This window comes from Streptomyces solicamelliae (assembly GCF_045348655.1).
Classification (GTDB): domain Bacteria; phylum Actinomycetota; class Actinomycetes; order Streptomycetales; family Streptomycetaceae; genus Streptomyces; species Streptomyces solicamelliae.
Window position 1 is genome coordinate 883,376 of sequence record NZ_CP160404.1, and the last position, 20,418, is coordinate 903,793.

The 20,418-nt window shown below is 70.3% G+C and carries 14 protein-coding genes and 1 pseudogene; 6 read left to right on the forward strand and 9 right to left on the reverse strand.

Annotated elements, in window-relative coordinates; all coding sequences use genetic code 11:
* Window positions 1-24 precede the first annotated feature (24 nt).
* Window positions 25-471, forward strand: a complete 447-nt coding sequence (locus tag ABZO31_RS04100; protein WP_406859563.1) for a nuclear transport factor 2 family protein — start codon at window positions 25-27, stop codon at window positions 469-471.
* A 199-nt stretch (window positions 472-670) separates the two neighbouring features.
* Complete coding sequence (lnt, locus tag ABZO31_RS04105; protein ID WP_406859564.1) at window positions 671-2,269, forward strand: apolipoprotein N-acyltransferase; 1,599 nt, start codon at window positions 671-673, stop codon at window positions 2,267-2,269.
* Here lnt and ABZO31_RS04110 read toward each other — a convergent pair.
* The gene (locus tag ABZO31_RS04110) at window positions 2,214-3,119 is read right to left on the reverse strand and encodes a Gfo/Idh/MocA family protein (protein ID WP_406859565.1); all 906 of its coding nucleotides are present in this window, start codon (window positions 3,117-3,119) and stop codon (window positions 2,214-2,216) included. The genes lnt and ABZO31_RS04110 overlap by 56 nt on opposite strands.
* Window positions 3,120-3,129: 10 nt before the next feature.
* A complete protein-coding gene (locus ABZO31_RS04115) occupies window positions 3,130-4,356 on the reverse strand; it encodes an FAD-dependent monooxygenase (RefSeq protein WP_406859566.1) in 1,227 nt (408 codons plus the stop codon).
* Window positions 4,357-4,450: 94 nt separating this feature from the next.
* Between ABZO31_RS04115 and ABZO31_RS04120 the strand changes: the two genes are divergently transcribed.
* The 3 genes from ABZO31_RS04120 to ABZO31_RS04130 all read left to right on the forward strand — a co-directional run bounded on the left by ABZO31_RS04120 (window position 4,451) and on the right by ABZO31_RS04130 (window position 6,217).
* Window positions 4,451-5,059, forward strand: a complete 609-nt coding sequence (locus tag ABZO31_RS04120; RefSeq protein WP_406859567.1) for a TetR/AcrR family transcriptional regulator — start codon at window positions 4,451-4,453, stop codon at window positions 5,057-5,059.
* A 40-nt stretch (window positions 5,060-5,099) separates the two neighbouring features.
* Window positions 5,100-5,609: a DinB family protein gene (locus ABZO31_RS04125; RefSeq protein WP_406859568.1), complete on the forward strand. Its 510-nt coding sequence runs from the start codon at window positions 5,100-5,102 to the stop codon at window positions 5,607-5,609.
* 110 nt (window positions 5,610-5,719) lie between these two features.
* On the forward strand, window positions 5,720-6,217 hold the full coding sequence (locus ABZO31_RS04130) for a hypothetical protein (protein WP_406859569.1): 498 nt from the start codon (window positions 5,720-5,722) through the stop codon (window positions 6,215-6,217).
* 39 nt (window positions 6,218-6,256) lie between these two features.
* Here the strand turns inward: ABZO31_RS04130 and ABZO31_RS04135 are convergent, their stop codons facing one another.
* The 7 genes from ABZO31_RS04135 to ABZO31_RS04165 all read right to left on the reverse strand — a co-directional run bounded on the left by ABZO31_RS04135 (window position 6,257) and on the right by ABZO31_RS04165 (window position 12,373).
* The gene (locus ABZO31_RS04135) at window positions 6,257-6,697 is read right to left on the reverse strand and encodes a hypothetical protein (protein WP_406859570.1); all 441 of its coding nucleotides are present in this window, start codon (window positions 6,695-6,697) and stop codon (window positions 6,257-6,259) included.
* Between the two features lie 158 nt (window positions 6,698-6,855).
* A complete protein-coding gene (gene ung, locus ABZO31_RS04140; protein ID WP_406865248.1) occupies window positions 6,856-7,524 on the reverse strand; it encodes a uracil-DNA glycosylase in 669 nt (222 codons plus the stop codon).
* Window positions 7,525-7,640: 116 nt separating this feature from the next.
* The gene (locus tag ABZO31_RS04145; RefSeq protein WP_406859571.1) at window positions 7,641-9,233 is read right to left on the reverse strand and encodes an ABC transporter substrate-binding protein; all 1,593 of its coding nucleotides are present in this window, start codon (window positions 9,231-9,233) and stop codon (window positions 7,641-7,643) included.
* Between the two features lie 173 nt (window positions 9,234-9,406).
* The gene (locus ABZO31_RS04150) at window positions 9,407-10,174 is read right to left on the reverse strand and encodes an SDR family oxidoreductase (protein ID WP_406859572.1); all 768 of its coding nucleotides are present in this window, start codon (window positions 10,172-10,174) and stop codon (window positions 9,407-9,409) included.
* Between the two features lie 47 nt (window positions 10,175-10,221).
* Complete coding sequence (gene fabG / locus ABZO31_RS04155) at window positions 10,222-10,980, reverse strand: 3-oxoacyl-ACP reductase FabG (RefSeq protein WP_406859573.1); 759 nt, start codon at window positions 10,978-10,980, stop codon at window positions 10,222-10,224.
* 170 nt (window positions 10,981-11,150) lie between these two features.
* Window positions 11,151-11,534, reverse strand: a complete 384-nt coding sequence (locus ABZO31_RS04160; RefSeq protein WP_406859574.1) for a DUF3037 domain-containing protein — start codon at window positions 11,532-11,534, stop codon at window positions 11,151-11,153.
* Complete coding sequence (locus tag ABZO31_RS04165; RefSeq protein WP_406859575.1) at window positions 11,531-12,373, reverse strand: HipA family kinase; 843 nt, start codon at window positions 12,371-12,373, stop codon at window positions 11,531-11,533. Before ABZO31_RS04165 ends, ABZO31_RS04160 begins: the two co-directional genes overlap by 4 nt.
* Window positions 12,374-12,774: 401 nt before the next feature.
* On the opposite strand from ABZO31_RS04165, the pseudogene ABZO31_RS04170 reads away from it, so the two are divergent.
* A pseudogene (locus ABZO31_RS04170) lies at window positions 12,775-20,156 on the forward strand (DNRLRE domain-containing protein); the annotation flags it as partial.
* Window positions 20,157-20,418 lie beyond the last annotated feature (262 nt).

The following is a 20,418-nucleotide window of genomic DNA, read 5'->3' on the forward strand; positions in this document are numbered from 1 at the left end:
GCCCCGTCGCCCCACACTGAGGCGATGACGCTGCGTGTGGAGCTCGCGACCCTGATGGACCGGCTCGCCGTCGACGACGTGGTCACCGGCTACGCCGCGGCCGTGGACGACGCCGACTGGGCGGCGTACCGGGACCTCTTCACCCTGGACGGCCGCGCCGACTACCGCGGCTCGGGCGGGATCGAGGGCCCGGCGGCCGAGGTCGCCGACTGGCTCGCGGAGACGATGCGGCTCTTCCCGGTACGCCAGCACCTCGTCGTCAACCGGCTGATCCGGCTCCAGGACCTCGGCGGCTACCCGGGCGACACCGCCGAGGTACGGGCCGACTACGTCAACCCGATGCGGTTCGAGTCCGGCGAGGACTTCGTCTGCGGCGGCCGGTACGCCTTCGGCCTGGCCCGCACGGACGCGGGCTGGCGGCTGCGGTCCGTGGTCGTGCACGAGAAGTGGCGCCGGATGCCTTCCGGCTGACCCGGGCCGCCCCCGCGCGATGGCCTCCGGCCGACCACCGCGTCGCCCCGTGCGATGCCGTCCGGCTGAACCCCGGCCGCGCCGCGCGCGCCCCCGGTCGCGCCCTCTGTCCCCGTACGCGCCCGGCGCGCACACTGGAGGCGACACCGCTCCCCCGGCGGTCGGCGGTCGGCAGTCGGCATGAGGAGGCGTCGCGTACATGCAGATCCCGGTGGCGGCCCGTACCAACGCCCGCAACCGAGCCGGCGGGGCCGCCCGCGCCGCGCTCGCCTCGCCGTGGTGGCGTGCGCTGCTCGCCGCGGCGGCCGGGGCCCTGCCCGCGCTGGCGTTCCCGGAGCCGTCGCTGTGGTGGTTCGCGTACGTGGCGCTGGTGCCGTGGCTGCTGCTGATCCGCTCGGCGGGCTCCGCCCGCCGGGCCGCCCTGGACGGCTGGCTGGGCGGGATCGGGTTCATGCTGGCCGTGCACCACTGGCTGGTGCCGAACCTCCACGTCTTCATCCTGCTCGTCGCCGCCCTGCTCGGGCTGCTGTGGCTGCCGTGGGGCTGGGTGGTGCGGGCGATGCTGAGCGGCGAGCCGTCGCCGGCGCGCGCCCTCGCCGCGGTCGTGGTGGTGCCCTCGGGATGGCTGATGGTCGAGCTGGTGCGGTCCTGGGAGGGCCTCGGCGGCCCCTGGGGGCTGCTCGGCGCGAGTCAGTGGGAGGTCGCCCCGGCGCTGCGGCTCGCCTCGGTGGGCGGGGTGTGGCTGGTGAGCCTGCTGGTGGTGGCGGTCAACACCGCGGTGGCGCTGCTGGTGTCGGTGGCCGCCGTACGGGTGTCCGCCCTGGTGGGGCTGTTGGTGTGCGCGCTCACCACAAGTCTGGTCTGGGTGTGGGCGGAGCCGCCGAGTCCGGTCGGTGCGGTGAGGTTCGCGGTCGTGCAGCCGGGCATCCACCACGGCGCGGGCGGCGTGGACCGCCGCTTCGACGAGGGCGAGCGGCTGACCCGCACGCTGATCGGGCAGGACGTGGACCTGGTGGTGTGGGGCGAGAGCAGCGTGGGCCGCGACCTGGGCAGGCGCCCGGAGCTCGCGGAGCGGGTCGCCGCGCTGTCGCGGGCGGTCGGCGCGCCGATCCTCGTCAACGTGGACGCGCGCCGTTCGGACGAGCCCGGCATCTACAAGAGCAGCGTCCTGATCGGCCCGGACGGTCTGACGGGCGAGCGGTACGACAAGATGCGCCTGGTCCCGTTCGGCGAGTACGTCCCGGCCCGCTCGGTGCTGGGCTGGGCGACGTCCGTGGGCCGGGCGGCCGGGGAGGACCGGCGGCGCGGCGAGGCCCAGGTGGTGATGACGCTGCCGGGCGAAAACGGGCTGGGGATCGGGCCGCTGGTCTGCTTCGAGACGGCGTTCCCGGACATGACCCGGCGCCTGGTCAGGGACGGCGCGCAGGTGGTGGTGGCGCAGTCGGCGACCTCGACGTTCCAGGGCAGCTGGGCCCCGGAGCAGCACGCCTCGCTGGCGGCGCTGCGGGCGGCGGAGTCCGGCCGTCCGGTGGTGCACGCGACGCTGACCGGTGTGAGCGCGGTGTACGGGCCCGACGGGGCGCGCGTCGGCGAGCCGCTGGGCACGGACTACCGCGGCACGGCGGTGTACTCCGTACCGCTGTCCGAGGCGACGACGGCGTACGTGCGGTACGGCGACTGGGCCGTGTACGCGGCGTTCGCCGTGCTCGCGGCGCTGTGCGCGGTGGAGGGCGCGGGTTCGTTCAGGCGCTCTGCGCGAGGCACTCGCGCACCACGTGCTCGCAGAGCTCGTGGGTGAGCAGCGCGTCGCGGGCGCTGGTCGTCCGGCCCGCGCGCACGTCGTCGAGGAAGAGGTGCACGGCCTGCTCGATCCCGCGCTGCCGGGCGACCGGCACCCAGTCGCCGCGCCGCCGGACCGAGGGCTGGCCCTTGTGGTCGACGACCTCGGCGAGGTTGAGGACCTGGCGCTTGGTGTCCTGGCCCGAGACCTCGAGGATCTCCTCGGTCGAGCCGCTGAGCCGGTTCATGATGCCGAGGGCGGTGAAGCCGTCGCCGGACAGCTGGAGCACGACGTGGTGCAGCAGGCCGTCGCGGATCCGGGCCCGTACGTCGGTGTGCTCGACGGGGCCGGGCAGCAGGAAGCGCAGGGTGTCGACGACGTGGATGAAGTCGTCGAGGACGAAGGTGCGCGGGTCCTCGGGCAGCCCGATGCGGTTCTTCTGCATGAGGATCAGTTCGCGCGGGTGGTCGAGGCACTGGGCGTAGCCGGGGGCGAGCCGCCGGTTGAAGCCCACGGCGAGACCGGTGCCGCGTTCCTCGGCGAGCTCCACGAGTCGGCGGGAGTCGGCGAGTTCGTACGCGAGCGGCTTGTCGACGTAGGTCGGCACACCCGCGTCGAGGAGGCGCGCGACGATCTCCGGATGGGCGTCGGTGGGCGCGTGGACGAACGCGGCGTCGAGTCCGGCCGACAGCAACGCGTCGAGGTCGCCGTGCCGTTGGGTGCCGGGGACGTGCAGGGAGTCGCCGACGCGGCGGAGCGTCTCGGGGGTGCGGGTCTGCAGGTGGAGCTCGACGCCGGGGAGGGTGGACAGCACGGGCAGGTACGCCTTCTGCGCGATGTCGCCGAGCCCGATGCAGCCGATCCTCACGGTCCACTCCCTAGTGCCTGGTCGTCCGCGGCTCCTGTCGTTCCCGCAGGTCCCGCCTGTCGGCAGCATACGTGGCGGCCGGCGGTGACCAGTCGGCGATGCCGTCGAAGCCGCGCAGGACCAGCCCGGGTCCGCAGCGGGACACGGCGGCGATGAGCGTGTTGCGGACGGCGACGGCGGGGCGGGCGGAGAGCAGGGTCAGCCGCCCGGTGCGGGCGGCCTTGCGGACGATCGCGGTGGTGCGGGGCAGCCGGTCGGCGGTGTACGCGGCGAGGGCGCGGTCCACGGGCGGCCCGGCGGCGACGTGGTGGGCGAGCACGATCGCGTCCTCGATCGCCTGGTTGCCGCCCTGGCCGAGCGTGGGCTCCATGGCGTGCGCGGCGTCGCCGAGCAGGGCCACGCGGCCGCGGTGGAAGGCGGGCAGCGACGTGATCAGGTGGTGCACGTCGTGGCGGAGGACGTCCTCGGGCGCGGCAGCGGCGAGGATCGCCGGGATCGGGTCGTGCCAGTCGCCGAAGCGGCGCAGCAGTTCGGCCCGTTCGTCGTCGGCGGCGTGCGCGCCGGCGGGGGCGGCGGCCATGGCGTACGCGTAGATCCGGCCGTCCTTGAGCGGCTGGGTGCCCCACAGGCTGCCCGCGCCCCAGGTCTCGTGCGGGGCGAAGGGCCGGTCGGGGGCGGGGACGACGACGCGCCAGGTGGTGAACCCGGAGTACGCCGGGCCGGGGTGGTCGGGGAACAGGCCGCGGCGGACGGCGGAGTGGATGCCGTCGGCGGCGACGACGAGACCGGCCTCGAACGTCTCGCCGTCCGCCGTCACGACGCGGGCCGGGCGCCGCCCGTCGCCGGGGTCGGCGACCGAGGCGGTGACGCCCGTACGGACTGTGCCGTCGGGGAGGGCGGCGCGCAGCAGGTCGACGAGGGTGGCCCGGTGGAGCAGGACGAGCGGGCCGCCGAAGCGCTCGGCGGCCGCGGCGGCGTCGGTGCGGCACAGCCAGCGGCCCGACGGGGTGCGCATGCCCCCGTCGCCCTGCCAGGCGGCGAGTGCGCGGACCGGGTCGCCGAGGCCGATCACGTCCAGGGCGCGCTGGGCGTTGGGGGCGAGACCGATCCCGGCCCCGACGGGGGCGAGGGACGCGGCCCGCTCCAGGACGGTGACCCGGCGGCCCTGCCGGTGGAGCGCGACGGCGGCGGTGAGTCCGCCGATCCCGCCTCCGATGACGACGGCATGCTGCTGCATGACCCCTCCTCGATCGAAACTACAGGTGTAGTGACATCTCGACCGTACTACAGCTGTAGTCCCGCGGCCAGGGGCGGATCGATAGGTTGGCCCCATGACCGCACGCACCTCCGCCGCGCCGCCTTCCCCGAGGTCCGACCTCATCGGCGACACCGCCCTGGCCCTTCTCGCCGAGCGGGGCATGCGCGGACTCACCCACCGGGCCGTGGACGAGCGGGCCGGACTCCCGCAGGGCTCGACCTCCAATCACGCCCGCACCCGGCAGGCCCTCCTGGAGACCGCCGTGCGCCGCCAGGCCCACCACGAGGCGCAGGTGCTCGCGCCGGACGAGATGCCGGCGCCCGACGGCGGCGTCCAGGCCGTCGCCGACGCCCTCGCACTCGCCCTGCACCGCTACCTCACCGACCACCGGCCGCTGCTGGTCTCCCGCTACGAACTGGCCCTGGAGGCGACCCGCCGGCCGGAGCTGCGCAGCTTCTTCGACGCCACCGGCGCGGCCTTCCGCGGGCCGCTGATCGCGATGATGGAGCGGGCCGGCTCGCCGTCCCCCCGGCGCCACGCGCTGTCCTTGGTCGCCTGGTCGGAGGGGCTGATGTTCTCCTGCGCGATCGGCTCGTTCCACGCCGACGTGCCGAGCCTCGACGAACTGCGCACCGGCTTCGAGGAATTGCTGCGCGGCATGCTGGGCGACGAGGGCCGATAATCGGCTGGCGCGCCGCACGGGCCGCGGCGACGATTCCGGGATGACCGTCGAACGCACCTCTCCCCCGACCCTGGCCGGCGAGCGCGAGAGCCTCGAGTCCTGGCTCGAATTCCACCGCGCCACCCTGGCCGTCAAGACCGAGGGCCTGAACGACGCCCAGCTGCGCACCGCCTCCGCTCCCCCGTCGGACCTGACCCTGTTCGGCCTCGTGCGGCACATGGCGGAGGTGGAGCGCCACTGGTTCCGGCGGATCCTCTCCGACGAGGACGCCCCGCCGCTGTACACCACCGAGGACGACCGGGACAAGGACTTCGATCCGGACCCCGAGGACACCTTCGAGGAGGCGCACGCGACCTGGCAGGCGGAGATCGCCCGGGCCCGTGAGCTCGCGGCGGCCCGCACGCTCGACGACATCGGCGCGGGCAAGCACCGCACCGGAACGCAGTTCAACCTGCGCTGGATCTACGTGCACATGATCGAGGAGTACGCGCGGCACAACGGTCACGCGGACCTCGTCCGCGAGGCGATCGACGGCGTCACCGGGGACTGACCCGGCACCGCCCGTACGGCCGGGAACCCCGGGGCGCGAAGATCACTCGTGCGGGGCATTCCCGGCCGGTAGGGGTATGCGGACCTCCTGCGACCTGCAAGGTTGCGCGGGTGCATCGAACGAGAACCACTACGAAGGTCCTGGCCGGGATGGCCGGGGTGGTCGGGGTGACCGTCGCGGCGGTCACCGGCTGCGTGTCCGTGGAGCCGCCACCGGCAGCGCCGCCGATCCCGGCGCCCGCCGGGGTCGGGCTGCCGGCCGGACAGGCGGAGCCCCAGGTCGTCGTCGAGGCGCCCGCCAGGGAGGCCCTGGAGGCCGTCGATCCGCCGGAGCGGCCCGCCGCGCCGCCGCGGCGCCAGGAGGCCCCTGAGCGGGCCCACGGGGGCTCGCAGCAGAACGAGACGGACCGGCCGCACGAGCAGCGCGAGCGGGGCCGGTCTCCCGGCGGCGGGCCGCAGATCGTCCTCCCGCCGGTGCTGCCGAAGCTGCCGGTTCACCCGCCGCGGTCCCGGGGCGAGGTGTGCGACATCGGCGAGAAGTACGGCGGCTGGGGCCGCGGCAGCGACCAGTCCCGCATCTGCCGCGACACGTACGGCGGCCGGGGCTGAGCGCGCCGCGGTCGGCCGGGGCCGACCGGCCGCGCCGGCTCACTCCTGCGGGCCGAGCCGGCTCTCCAGACGGCCGATCGCGGCCCGTACGCCGTTCCCGTACCCGTCGTCGCCGAGGGCCTCCGATGCGGCGCGGGCCCGGTCGAGGTGGACGCGGGCCGCGTCGGGCCGGCGCAGCTTGACGTAGTCCGCGGCCAGGTTGAGATGCAGCGAGGGGTAGAGCGAGCGCAGCGCGACCGCCGAGTCGTCCCGGGCGACCCGCTCCTCGCTCAGCTCCTCCGCCGCGCCGAGCGCCCGCAGGTCCCAGGCGAGCTCGGTGTCCGGGTCCTCCTGGGTGTCGGCCATGTAGTGCGCGAGGGTGCACCGGTGCAGGAGGTCGCCGTCCGCCCCGAGCTCCTCCCACAGCGCCCCGAGGCGGTTGCGGGCCTCTTCCCGGTCCCCGGCGTGGAGCAGCATCGTCGCCTGCCCGATCCGGGTCATGACGGGATCCTCCGAGGGCTGCTGGTCGCCCAATGCGGCCTCCTTGGGTGCGGTCCGGCGGGGCGCCGCGCGGTGCGTCGCCGGACCGACGCTAGCCCGCACCGCGCCGGATCCCGGTCAGGCGCGGGCCGGGGCCCGCGCCTGTGTCGCACCGGGGATCAGCCCAGGTTCGGGATCCGCCAGTCGACGGCCTCGTGGCCCTGGGCCGCGATCGCCTCGTCGATCTGGGTGAAGGGCTTGGAGCCGAAGAACTTCTTCGCGGACAGCGGGGAGGGGTGGGCGCCCTTCACCACGACGTGCCGCTCCTGGTCGATGAGCGGGAGCTTCTTCTGCGCGTACGCGCCCCAGAGCACGAAGACCGCCGGGTCGGGGCGGGAGGCCACGGCCGTGATCACCGCGTCGGTGAACTTCTCCCAGCCCTGGTTCTTGTGCGAGTTCGCCTCGCCGGCGCGGACCGTGAGGACCGCGTTGAGCAGCAGCACGCCCTGCTCGGCCCACGGCATCAGATAGCCGTTGTCCGGGATCGGGTGGCCGAGCTCCGCGTTCATCTCCTTGTAGATGTTGCGGAGCGAGGGCGGGGTCTTCACGCCGGGCCGCACGGAGAAGCACAGGCCGTGGCCCTGCCCCTCGCCGTGGTACGGGTCCTGGCCGAGGACGAGGACCTTGACCTTGTCGTACGGAGTGGCGGCGAGGGCGGCGAAGACCTCCTCGCGCGGCGGGTAGACCGGCCCCTTGGCCCGCTCCTCCTCGACGAACTCGGTGAGCTGCTTGAAGTAGGGCTTCTGCAGTTCCTCGCCGAGGACGCCGCGCCAGGACTCGGGCAGCATGTCGGTGTCGGTCACGTCAACAACCTCCGGTAGGCGATCACTTCTGGATCAGAACCTACCGGGGGCCACTGACAACGCCCGCCGCGGGCCTCCTGCCCGCCCGCGGCCGGCCGGTCCTACCAGCTGGTCTTCTTGCCCAGCTCCCACATCTGCATGACGGTCTGCGGGTCCAGGGCGTTCTCGCCGCCGGAGATGTCCTCGCTGGCGGCCACGTACAGCTTGCCCTGCCACAGCGGCAGCAGCTGCACGTCGCCCACCATGATCTCCTGGGCCTCCGCGAAGTCCTCGGTCACCGCGCTGCGGTCACTCTGCTTGCGGGACTGCGGCAGCAGCTTCTCGGTGATCTTCGGAGACTCGTACGGGTTGCCGAGGACGTTCTTCTTGCCGACGAACGGGGCCACGAAGTTGTCCGGGTCCGGGAAGTCGGGGAACCAGCCGCGGCCGAAGACCTGGTACTTGCCGGCCTGGTAGTCCTTCTGGAACTCGCCCCACTTCTTGCCCTTGATCGTGATCTTGAACAGCCCGGTGGCGTCGAGCTGCCGCTTGATCTCGGCGAATTCCGCGGCGGTGCCGGAGCCGTACCGGTCCTCGGTGTACCAGAAGGTCATCTCGACCGGCTCGTCGATCCCGGCCTGGCGGAGGATCTTGCGGGCCTTGGCGACGTCCGGGTCGCCGTAGCGGTCGAAGAACTTGGTGGTGTGGCCGGTGATGCCCTTGGGGACCATCGAGTACAGCGGCTCGGCGGTGCCCTGGTAGACCTTCCCGACCAGCTCGTCGCGGTCGATCACCTGCGCGACGGCCTTGCGGACCGGGAGCTTGCGGGCGACCGGATCGGCGGAGTTGAAGACCAGGTAGCGGATGTCCGCGCCGGTGGTCTCGACGATCTGGAGGTGCTCGTTCTCCTTGCCCTTGCCCTGGAGCTCGTTGACCTCCTCCGCGGTCAGACCACGGTAGACCGCGTCGATCTCCTTCTTCTTCAGGGCCGTGACCATCGGCTCGGACTGCTCGAAGTACTTGATGGTCACGCCGCCGTTCTTGCGGTCGGCGAAGCCCTTGTAGGAGGGGTTCTTGGTGAGGACCGCCTCCTGGGGAATGCCCTCGCCGTCGACCTCGAAGGAGTCGAGGACGTACGGGCCGGAGCCCATCAGCTTCCCGTCCTTGCGGAGGGAGTCCATCGGGTATTCGGCGGGGTCGACCAGCGACATGGCGGGAGTGGCGAGAACGAACGGGAACGTCGCGTCCGATTCCTTCAGCCGGAACACCACGGTCCTGCTGCCGACGGTTTCGATCTTGGCGAGCGAACCGAGCATTCCATTCGGACCGCTCTTGTCGTCGATCTTCCGGATGCGCTCGATGGAGTGCTGCACGGCCGCCGCGTCGAGTACGTGCCCATTGGAGAACTTCAGACCGTCACGAAGCGTGCACTCGAAGACACGACTCGCGGTATCGGTGAATTTACAGTCCGCGGCGTCCGGCTGCGGGGTGGTGCTGCCGGTCGGAAAGGCCACCAGGGTCTGGAAGACGTTCCGGTACAGCTCCCACGAGTTGTCCCACGCGGCAGCGGGATCCAGGCTGGTCGGGGAGCTTGTCGTGCCCACGACGAGCTTCTTCTCGCCCTCGGCCTCGTCACCCTCGAAGAGGCTGCAGCCACTCACCAGGGATATGGACGCAAGGGCTGCAGTGATCTGCAGACTGGTCCGGTTGAACACGTGCACGCTCCTCGTTCAGCCATGGGTCGAGCGACCATACCGCAGTGCCCCGCCAGGTCAATGTGGAGCCCTGGCGGGGCACTTGAGGCATTCGGCGCACAACCGGTAACAAACCGGTCAGATGACGGCTCCGAATTCGGTCACACAAAGGTCACGCCATAGAGGCGTCACGGTCACGCCACTCCGGCGTTGAGGAACAGACCACCGTCCACGACCAGCGTCTGGCCGGTAATCCAGTCCGCCTGCGAGGAGGTGAGAAAAGCGGCGGTGCCGCCGATGTCCTCCGGCAGGCCGAGCCGGCCGAGCGGATAGGCGGACGCCGCCTCCGCCTCCCGGCCCTCGTACAGGGCCTGCGCGAACTTCGTCTTCACCACGGCCGGGGCGATCGCGTTGACCCGGACCAGCGGAGCGTACTCGTGCGCCAGCTGCAGGGTCAGGTTGATCATGGCAGCCTTGCTCATGCCGTACGCGCCGATGAACGGCGAGGCGGAGACGCCGGCGATCGACGCGATGTTCACGATCGCGCCGCCGTTCTCCTTCTGCCAGGCCCTCCAGGTCTGCTGGGCGAAGCCCAGCGCCGAGACGACGTTCGTCTCGAAGACCTTGCGGGCCACGTTCAGGTCCATCTCGGCGATCGGACCGAAGACCGGATTGGTGCCGGCGTTGTTCACCAGGAAGTCGACCCGGCCGAAGGCGGCCATGGTGGCCTCCACGGCGGCGGCCTGGTGGGCCTCGTCGTGCGCCTTGCCGGGCACCGCGATCACCCGGTCGGCGCCGAGCCGCTCGGCGGCCTCCTTGAGCGCCTCCTCGCCGCGCCCGGTGATGCAGACCCGGTCGCCGCGGGCGACCAGCGCCTCGGCGACGCCGTACCCGATGCCCCGGCTCGCGCCGGTGACCAGCGCGACCTTTCCGGAGAGCGGAGGAAGTTCCTGTGCGGTCATGTCGCTGCCCCTTGTCCCTGTCGTCGTCCCTCTGGTCCCGTGCCGGGTCAGTTGAGCGGGCCGCCGGCCACGTACATGACCTGGCCGGAGACGAAGCCCGCGTCGTCGCCCGTGAAGAAGGCGATGGCGTTGGCGACGTCCTCGGGGCGGCCGACGCGCGCCACCGGGATCTGGGTCGCGGCGGCGGCCTGGAACTCCTCGAAGCCCATGCCGACGCGGGCGGCCGTCTGGGCCGTCATCTCGGTGACGATGAAGCCGGGGGCGACGGCGTTGGCGGTGATGCCGAACTTGCCGAGCTCCTTGGCCAGGGTCTTGGTGAAGCCCTGCAGACCGGCCTTGACGGCGGAGTAGTTCGCCTGGCCGCGGTTGCCGAGGGCGGAGGACGAGGAGAGCGAGACGATCCGGCCGAAGCCGGCGTCGACCATGTGCTTCTGGACCGCCTTGGCCATCAGGAACGCGCCCTTGAGGTGCACGTTCATCACGAGGTCCCAGTCCGACTCGCTCATCTTGAAGAGCAGGTTGTCGCGCAGCACGCCCGCGTTGTTGACCAGGATCGTCGGCGCGCCGAGCTCGTCCGCGACGCGCGCCACGGCCGCCTCGACCTGGGCGCCGTCGGAGACGTCGCAGCCCACCGCGATGGCGCGGCCGCCCGCGGCGGTGATCTTCTCGACGGTGTCCTTGCAGGCCGCCTCGTCGAGGTCGAGTACGGCCACGGCCCGGCCCTCCGCGGCCAGGCGGAGGGCGGTGGCCGCTCCGATGCCCCGTGCCGCACCGGTGACGACGGCTACGCGCTGCTCGGTGGTCATGCTGGTTCTCCTCGCCCTTGGATCGTCCCTTGATGGCGGAACCGCGACGGCCCGCCCTGGGGTGAGCAACCGCTTAGTACCTTCCGCAGACGAGACGCTAGAAGCCCTGGCACCCGGTGTCAACGGCCCACCGGGTGCACCGCGTCACGCCACCGTTACGGCCGTCACGATCAGCGCACCAGCAGATCGAGCAGTCTTTCGACCTCGGCCTCCGGATCGACGGTCAGCCCGGTGTGCACCGGCCCCGGCTGGACGACGGTGGAGCGCGGCGCGATCAGCCACCGGAACCGCCGGCCGGCGTCGTCCCCGGCCGCCTGTCCGGCGTCCTCGCCGCCCAGGCACACCCCCTCCACGGCGTGCAGCGCCGCCCGTACGCCCACCACGTCGGCGGCCGGGTCGAGCACGGCCAGCTTGGCCTCGTCCAGATGCGTACGGGCGGCCACGAAGGACCGGGCGCGGCAGTACACGACCACGCCGGCGTTGAAGCACTCGCCGCGCTCGACGCGGGGCACCACGCGCAGCAGCGCGTACTCGAAGACATCGCGGTCGGTCACGTGGTGCTGTCCTTCTCCTGGGCGTGCCGGGGGGCGAGGCGGGCGGCGAGCCAGCCGGGCGGCTGCTGGGCCCGGCGCTCGGTGCGCGGGCCCAGGGTGATGCGCTCGTGGATGGTCGCGGCGCGCGGCAGCAGCGCCTCGACGTACGCACGGCGCAGCGCGTCCGGGCCGTCGAAGCCGGGCTCGTCGACCAGCCACTCGTCGGGCACGTCGGCGGCCACCTCGGTCAGGAGCTCCTCGGTCACCCGCGGGGCCAGCTCGGCGGCCGCGGCGGCGACGTCCGGCGAGAACGGCGCGAGCGCGTGGTCGGAGGCGTCGTAGGGCTTGGCGGCGGACGCCTGGGCGCCGGGCCAGTTGTGGTGCCAGATCATGGTGGCGCCGTGGTCGATCAGCCACAGGTCGCCGTGCCAGACGAGCATGTTCGGATTGCGCCAGGACCGGTCGACGTTGTTGATCACCGCGTCGAACCAGACGACCCGCCCCGCCTCCTTCGCGTCCACTTCGTACGCCAGAGGGTCGAAGCCCAGCGAACCGGGCAGGAAGTCCATCCCCAGGTTCAGCCCGCCGCTCGCCTTGAGCAGCTCCTGCACCTCCTGATCGGGCTCGGAGAGCCCGATGACCGGGTCGAGCTGGATCGACACCAGCTCGGGCACCCGCAGCCCGAGCCGCCGCGCGAGCTGCCCGCAGATCACCTCGGCGACGAGGGTCTTCCGCCCCTGCCCGGCCCCCGTGAACTTCATGACGTACGTACCGAGATCGTCGGCCTCGACGATCCCGGGGAGCGAGCCGCCCTCACGCAGAGGGGTGACATAGCGGGTCGCTGTCACTTCTGTAAGCATTTCCCCAGGTTATCCAGCGGGCGGCCTGTGACGTAACGAGATACGGCCCGCTGAAGGTCCACCTGACCCGAGCCGACGCGAGCGGACCTCATCGAGCACCTTACGGTCCACGACGCTCCGCGAGCCCGCCCCTTCTGTCGGGCACTTCGCTTCACCCTACAAATGCCCTAATTGCGCGGCTGATTGACACTGCATCAGTCGGGTGATTAGAAAGCCCACGCTCCGACCAGGCGCAGTATGCGTGCAAGGCCGTTTCCACTTTCTGGGGACGGCCTGGTTCCGCGTGCCTTGAGCACCGCATCGCGCCTGGTCAGCACGGATGTGCCGATGGAAGGAATGGCGTGAGAACGAAACACGGGCGGGTAATAGCCTGCCTCGTGGCCTCGGCGATAGCCGGGACCATGCTGCCACAAGTCGCTTATGCGGCCCCGGTTTCGAGTGACGACACCGAAGGTACGGGGAGTGTTTTCGACGGCTGGTTCTCGGACGACGAGGACGGCCTGCCGGAAGCCCCGCAGACCGGCGGGACACCGACGCTCCCGGTCCGGGAGAAGCTCCCGAAGGGCAAGGCGGCCCCGAAGCCGAAGCGCGTCGGGGAACTGACCGGGCGGCGTACCGCGAACGCCCGGTACTGGCAGTTGTCGGACGGTCGGGTGCAGGCCGAGGTGTCGGCGGTGCCGACGGGGTACCGGTCGGGGGCGTCCTGGAAGGACATCGATCCGACGGTCACGCCGGGCGGGACGGCGGGTTTCCCGTTCGTCAACACGACGAACGCCGCGCGTACGTCGTTCGGTTCGGACGCGGGCCGGCTGCTGCGGTTCGAGGCCGGCGGCCACACGGTGACGCTGGGGCTGAAGGGCGGTGCGGGGAAGCTGTCCCCGGTCGCCGCCGGGGACACCGTCACCTACAAGGATGCGGTCGGTGGCGCGGACCTGTCGTACGTGGTGGGTCCGGGGCGGGTGAAGGAGAACATCGTTCTCGACGCGAAGCCGTCGGGTCCGGTGTCGTACACGTTCACCCTGGACGCGGGCGGTCTGACGCCGAAGGCGAACAAGGACGGCTCGATCGCGTTCTTCGGTGAGGGCGCGGATCCGGTCCTCGTGATCCCGTCGGCGTTCATGACGGACGCGAAGACGGGTTACAGCCCGGCCGTGACGCAGAAGCTCACCCGGGCCGGCAAGGCGTGGACGCTCGCCGTCACTCCGGATGCGAAGTGGCTGGCGGCCCCCGAGCGCGCGTATCCCGTGACGATCGATCCGACGATCGCGATCGCTCCGACGCCGTCGACGGCGCAGGACGTGATGATCTCGTCGGACGGTCCGGGGACGAACTACAAGGACAACTGGCGTCTGTCGGTCGGCAACACGACGACGGGCGCGTCGCGTGCGTTGATCCGTTTCCCGATCACGGGTGTTGCGGCGGGGACGAAGCTGGACTCCGCCGATCTGAAGCTGTACTTCGACCAGACGCACACCACCGGTGACACGGAGGTGCAGCTGGAGGCGCACCGCGCGACCCAGGCGTGGCAGGAGGACACGGCCACCTGGAACAGCGCGAACACGTTCACCGGCGAACTGTCCGGCACCTCCGTCCTCGTCGACAACGGTGAGGCGGGTCGGACGGCTGCGGTGGGTTCGTGGCCGGCGTCGGGGAACACGGCGTACACGCAGTACGCGGTGAACCAGACGTACATGTACAACAAGGACTCGGTCGCGGGTGACACCTACACCTGGCAGCCGAGCCTGCCGGAGGACGGCACCTACCAGGTCGAGACGCACTACGTCCCGGCCGCCGACCGTGCGACGAACGCGCCGTACACCGTCACCTACAACGGCGGCACCAAGGCGTACACGGTCAACCAGGCCGCCGGCACCGGCGGTGTGTGGAAGACCCTCGGCAGCCACCCGTTCAAGGCGGGCACGCTGGGCAAGGTCGTCCTCGGTGACGGCCCCGCCTCGACCACGACGGCCGTTCTCGCGGACGCGATGCGGTTCACCAAGGGCGGTGTGGTCACCAAGCAGCCCGGTGAGCTGAACACCTGGCATTCGTTCCCGGTGACCAAGACGGTCCAGCAGTGGATCGACGGCACGTACACGAACAACGGTTTCGTGATCAAGGTAGCGACGAGACGGCGAACGGCCCCAAGGGCGGTCCGCGGTACGAGGGCAGCGAGTTCGGGTACGGCGGCGAGACCGCCAACTACCCCCGCCTCGTGCTGACCTTCGGCCGACAGGGCGTCGACCTCGCCGCCCCCACCACGATCCACGACACCGGCGCGGAGCTGAACTGGTCGGCCTACGCCGACCCGTCCACCGCGACCGGTGACGACCTGGCCGAGTACCAGGTCCACCGGTCCATCAACCAGACCTTCACCCCGTCCGCCGCGACGCTCGTCTCCCCGGTCGCGTCCGGTACGACGTCCTACACGGACACGTCGGCCACGCCGACGAAGGCGGACGACCCGGACCCGTACGGCCGCGCGTACTACTACATGGTCGCGGTCAAGACCAACGACGGACAGGTCGTCGGCGCCCCGACCCAGCTCGTCCGCCTGCCGAAGGCCGGCCGGACGACGAAGGTCATGGACGCCACCCAGGACACCACCCTGTCCTCGGCCCGCACCACGTCGACGCACGACACGATCGACGACGGCGGCCCGAAGAACTGGCTGAGCGTCGGCAACAACTCCCTCACCTACGGCGACACCCGCGCCGTCCTGAAGTTCCCCGCCCTGGGCATCCCGCAGACGGCCCGCGTCCTCGACGCCAAGGTCCGCCTGTGGTCCACCCAGACCGCCACGGACGCCGCCGGCGCGCTCTACGAACTGCGGCCGCTCACCCGGGACTTCGACGAGAACGCCACCTGGGTCAAGGCCAACGCCACCACCAACTGGACGACCGCCGGCGGTGACTTCGGCGCGGTCGTGGGTGACACGGGCGCGAAGACGAACGACCCGGCCCGTCACGACTGGGGCATCACCTCCCTCGCCCAGTCCTGGGTGACCACCCCCGCCTCCCAGCAGGGCGTCGTCATCAAGATGGCCGACGAGACCGCCTCGCAGGAACGCACCCTGTTCCTGTCGTCCGAGGGCACCGAACAGCGCCTGCGTCCGCGCATCGTGGTCACGTACATCGACTCCACCACCGAGTCGACGTACTACGCGCCCCAGACCCCCGCGCGCATGACCCCGAACAGCGACTACACGGTCGACTTCACCCTCACCAACACCACCGCCGCCAACTGGACGACCGCAGACCACGTCCTGTCCTACCGGTGGACGCTGCCCGACGGCACCGACGTCACCAACGGCGGCAACCAGGTCCAGACCGCCCTGCCCAAGGACATCGTCCCCGGCGACACCGTCGGCCTCCAGGCGCAGGTCAAGACACCGATCAACTCGGACAACGGCAACAAGCGCACCGACTACATCCTCACCTGGGACCTCTTCAACAAGACCACCGGCACCTGGATCTCCAGCACCTCCGGCATCCCCGGTCTGAAGCAGAACGTCGCGGTCGAGGACCCCACCTCCAACCAGCTCGGCATGGAGAAGTTCTACGCCTACACCGGCAAGAACACCGGCGCCGGCTCGTCGGTCATGAACAACCTGGCGTCCGGCAACAACGTCTGGCAGTACAACGCGTTCACCAACCCGGGCCGCGGTGTCACCACCTTCGCCCGCTTCGCGTACAACAGTCAGGACACGTCGGACACGGTCTCCGGTCACGGCTGGTCGTTCCAGGCCTCGGGCCCGATCCGGCTCGGCGCGGCGCTGGACTTCCACCCGAACCCTCACCCGACGGAGATCCGTCTCCCGGACGGTGACGGCACCACCCACGTCTTCCGCAAGCAGGCCGACGGCTCCTGGAAGGCCCCGGCCGGTGTCCACTACAACCTGACGTCCAAGCCCGGTCTGGACTGCACCCCGCTCAAGGACCCGGTCCCCGACGCCTGGACGCTCACGCGCCCCGACGGCACCCGGTTCGTCTTCGGCTGCGACGGCTACATGACGTCGCTGATCGAGAAGAACGGGAACACGCAGACGTACACGTACGAGGAGCGGAAGTCCAACAACAAGCCGACCAAGTTCCTCAAGTACATCACCGACCCCACCGGCCGTCAGTCGCTGACGATCGACTACTACACGAAGACCGACAGCAGCAGCCCGAAGATCGTCGACCACATCAAGTCGATCACCGACATCTCGCTGCGCAAGCTGACCTTCGAGTACTCCGACAAGGGGCTGCTCACCAAGATCACCGACGGCGTGGGCTCGTCCCAGCCGAAGGTCTTCGGCTTCGAGTACGACGCCACCCAGGGCAACAAGAACGTCAAGCTCGTCAAGGCCACCGACCCGCGCGGCAACTCCACGGCGATGGCGTACTACGCGCCCTCGGCCGGTGACGACCCGAAGTACCACTGGTGGACCAAGAAGATCACCGACCGGCTGAACAACGACACGTCGTACGCCTACGCGGCGAACGCCTCGAACTCGAAGTTCACCGACACCGAGGTCACCGACGCGGAGTCGCACGCCACGGACTACGTGACGGACGACTTCGGCCGCCAGGTGAAGGTGACGAACGCCAAGTCCGAGACCACCAGGATGAACTGGGACGCGGACAACAACGTCACGTACATCGAGGAGGCCAACGGCGCCAAGTCGGCGTTCTGCTACGACCAGAAGACCGGTTTCCCGCTGCGTGACTGGGACGCGGAGACGACCAAGACCTGGCAGTCCGAGCAGCTCATCGCCACGTACTACTGCGACCCGGCGAACGGGGCCGCTCTTCCGGGGGCTGCCCAGTTCGCGTACCAGACACGTCTGGACGGCTACTCGGCCGACCTCGTCCGCAAGACGTCCCGCGAGGGCCGTGCCTGGCAGTTCGGCTACGACGCCTTCGGCAACCTGACGAAGGTCACCGACCCCAAGGGTGTCGCCACGGCGACCGTGGACGACTACACCACGACGTACGAGTACGACGCGTACGGCCAGCAGACCAAGACGGTCGACGCCAACGGCAACGCGACGACGAACGCGGACTTCGACGCGTCCGGCTACCCGAAGACGACCACCGACGCGGAGAACCACGCGACGAAGTTCGTCTACGACGTGCGCGGCCAGGTCACCTCGGTCACCGACGCCCTGCAGAAGACGACCACGCAGACCTACGACGCCTTCGGCCGCCCGCTCGTCAGCAGGGTGCCGAAGGACCAGGCCGCCGGTGTCTACATCACCACGCCGGCGCCGGTGTACGACGCCAACGACAACGTGACCTCGTCCGCCGACCCGGCCGGCGCCGTCACCACGGCCGTCTACAACGCGGCGGACGCCGTCACCGCGTCGACCGGCCCCGACAACAACAACGTCAGCCGCACCACGAAGTACACCTACGACAAGGTCGGCAACCTCAGCACCACGACCGAGCCGAAGGGCGTCGCGACCACCGCGGACGCCACGGACTTCGTCACCACCAACCAGTACGACGCGATCTACCAGCTCACCGGCGTGGTGGACGCCGAGGGCGACAAGATCTCCTACGAGTACGACAACGTAGGAAACGTCGTGACGGTCGTCGACCCGCGGAAGAACGCCACCGCGGACACCACCGACTACACGGCGAAGACGACCTACGACCTCAACCACCGGGTCGTCAAGGGCACAGACGCCGCGGGCAAGTACACCACCACGGTGTACGACAAGGACTCGCTGGTCATCGCGGCCACGGACAAGGAGCGCAACAAGACCGAGGTCGTCCACGACGAGCGTGCCATGCCCGTCGAGAAGAAGGAGCCCTACGAGGGCACCACGGTCCGGACCACGAAGTTCGAGTACGACGAGGTCGGCAACCGCACCAAGGTCGTCACCCCGCGCGGTGTGAACACCGCCGCCACGGAGGACTTCACCCTCCGTACGGAGTACGACAAGCTCAACCGTGCGGTGAAGCAGTACCAGCCGTACGACCCGGCCGACGCCACCTTCAACAACCCGAACGTCTACACCCAGACGGTGTTCGACGCGGTCGGCCAGGTGAGCAAGGTCTCGGCACCGCCGTCCTCGGGTGAGACGGTCCGCATCGACACGGACTACACCTACTTCGACAACGGCTGGGTGAAGACGTCCACGGACGCCTGGGACATCCGGACCTCGTACACCTACGACAGCGTGGGCCGGCAGACCGGGCGCACCCTGACCGGTGCGGGCGGCTCGCCGTCCCGGACCATGACGACCGCCTACTGGCCGGACGGGTCGATGAAGACCCGTACGGACGCGCCGTCCGCGGGCACGGACCGCAAGTCGTTCGCCTACGCCTACGACGCCAACGGCAACACCACGTCGATCGACGACACCTCCGCCGGTGCCAGGATCGACGCGTACACGATGACCTACACCGGCCTCAACCAGGTCGAGAAGGTCACCGAGGCTCTGGCCGGCGAGGCGAAGAAGACGACGTCGTACGTGTACGACGTGAACGGCCAGACGGAGTCGGTCACCCACCCCGACCAGTACTCCCAGTTCACCTATGACCTGCGCGAGCTGGTCAAATCGGCGAAGGTCGGCAAGTCGCCGACGGACGCCTCCCCCGAGGTGACGGAGTACACCTACACCGACCGCGGCCAGATGCTGCGGGAGACCAAGGCCAACAAGAACACGGTCGACTACACCTACTTCCTCAACGGAGAGCTGAAGAGCACCACGGAGAAGAAGTCCGGCGGTGCGCTGGTCGCCTCGCACTCGTACACGTACGACGCCAACGGCAACAAGGCGCAGGACGTGGCGAAGAAGATGAACGCCGACAACCACGCGGCGTACCTCGAGAGCACCAGCACCTACACGTACGACCCGGCCGAGCGGATCGCCAAGGTCACCAAGACCGGCAACGGGGCGGCGACCGAGACGTACACCCACGACAACAACGCCAACGTCATCAACCAGACGGTGAAGGGCGTCCAGACCACCTTCGACTACGACCGCAACCGGCTCGACACCTCGACCACGGGCGGTTCCACCGCGACGTACCACTACGACGCGTACGGGCGTCTGGACAACGTCACGGGTGGCGGCAAGACCCTGGAGGACAACACCTACGACGGCTTCGACCACGTCGTCGAGCACACCAAGCTGCAGAGTGACGGCACGTCGAAGACGACGAAGTACACCTTCGACCCGCTGGACCGCAAGACCGCCAAGACCGAGGGAACCAAGACCACCGACTACAACTACCTCGGTACGAGTGGCGAGGTGCTCGACGAGCGGGTGGCAGGTGAGATCACCAAGTCCTTCCAGTACAGCCCGTGGGGCAAGCGCCTGTCGCAGATCAAGCACAACAGCGACGGCACCGAGGAGCTCGGGGTCTACGGCTACAACAGCCACACCGACGCGGAGATCCTCACCGACAGCGCGGGTGACACCAAGGCGACCTACGGCTACACCGCCTACGGCAAAGACGACGCGTCCGAGTTCACCGGCATCGACAAGCCCGAGGCCGGCCAGCCCGACAAGGAGGCGTACAACCCGTACCGCTTCAACTCCAAGCGCTGGGACGCCGCTTCCGGCACGTACGACATGGGCTTCCGGGACTACAACCCGGGCCTGAACCGCTTCACCACCCGGGACATGTACAACGGTGCCCTCGCCGACATGCGGCTGGGCAGCGACCCGTACACCGGAAACCGGTACGCCTTCTCCGGCGGCAACCCGGTCAGCAATGTCGAACTCGACGGCCACTGCTTCGGGATCGACTGGTGCGAGGCCGCCGGCGACGCCATCGCGGACACCGCCAACGGCATCTTCATGGGCACCGGAGAGGTCTTCTACGGCCTGGTGTCGAACGTCCCGCACGCGGCGGAGTACGGCGGCTGGCTCGTCGACGGCGACTGCTGGGGCGACGGCGGTCCCGGAACGCCGGGCTGTGACTACGGCACGCAGTTCGACAACTGGGTGGCGAGCCACGGATACAACACCGACAAGTGGACGTACACGCTGCCCAGCCTGGTCGCCGACCTGGTGACCAGGAAGACCAGCCCCACCGCGCCGGCCAAGC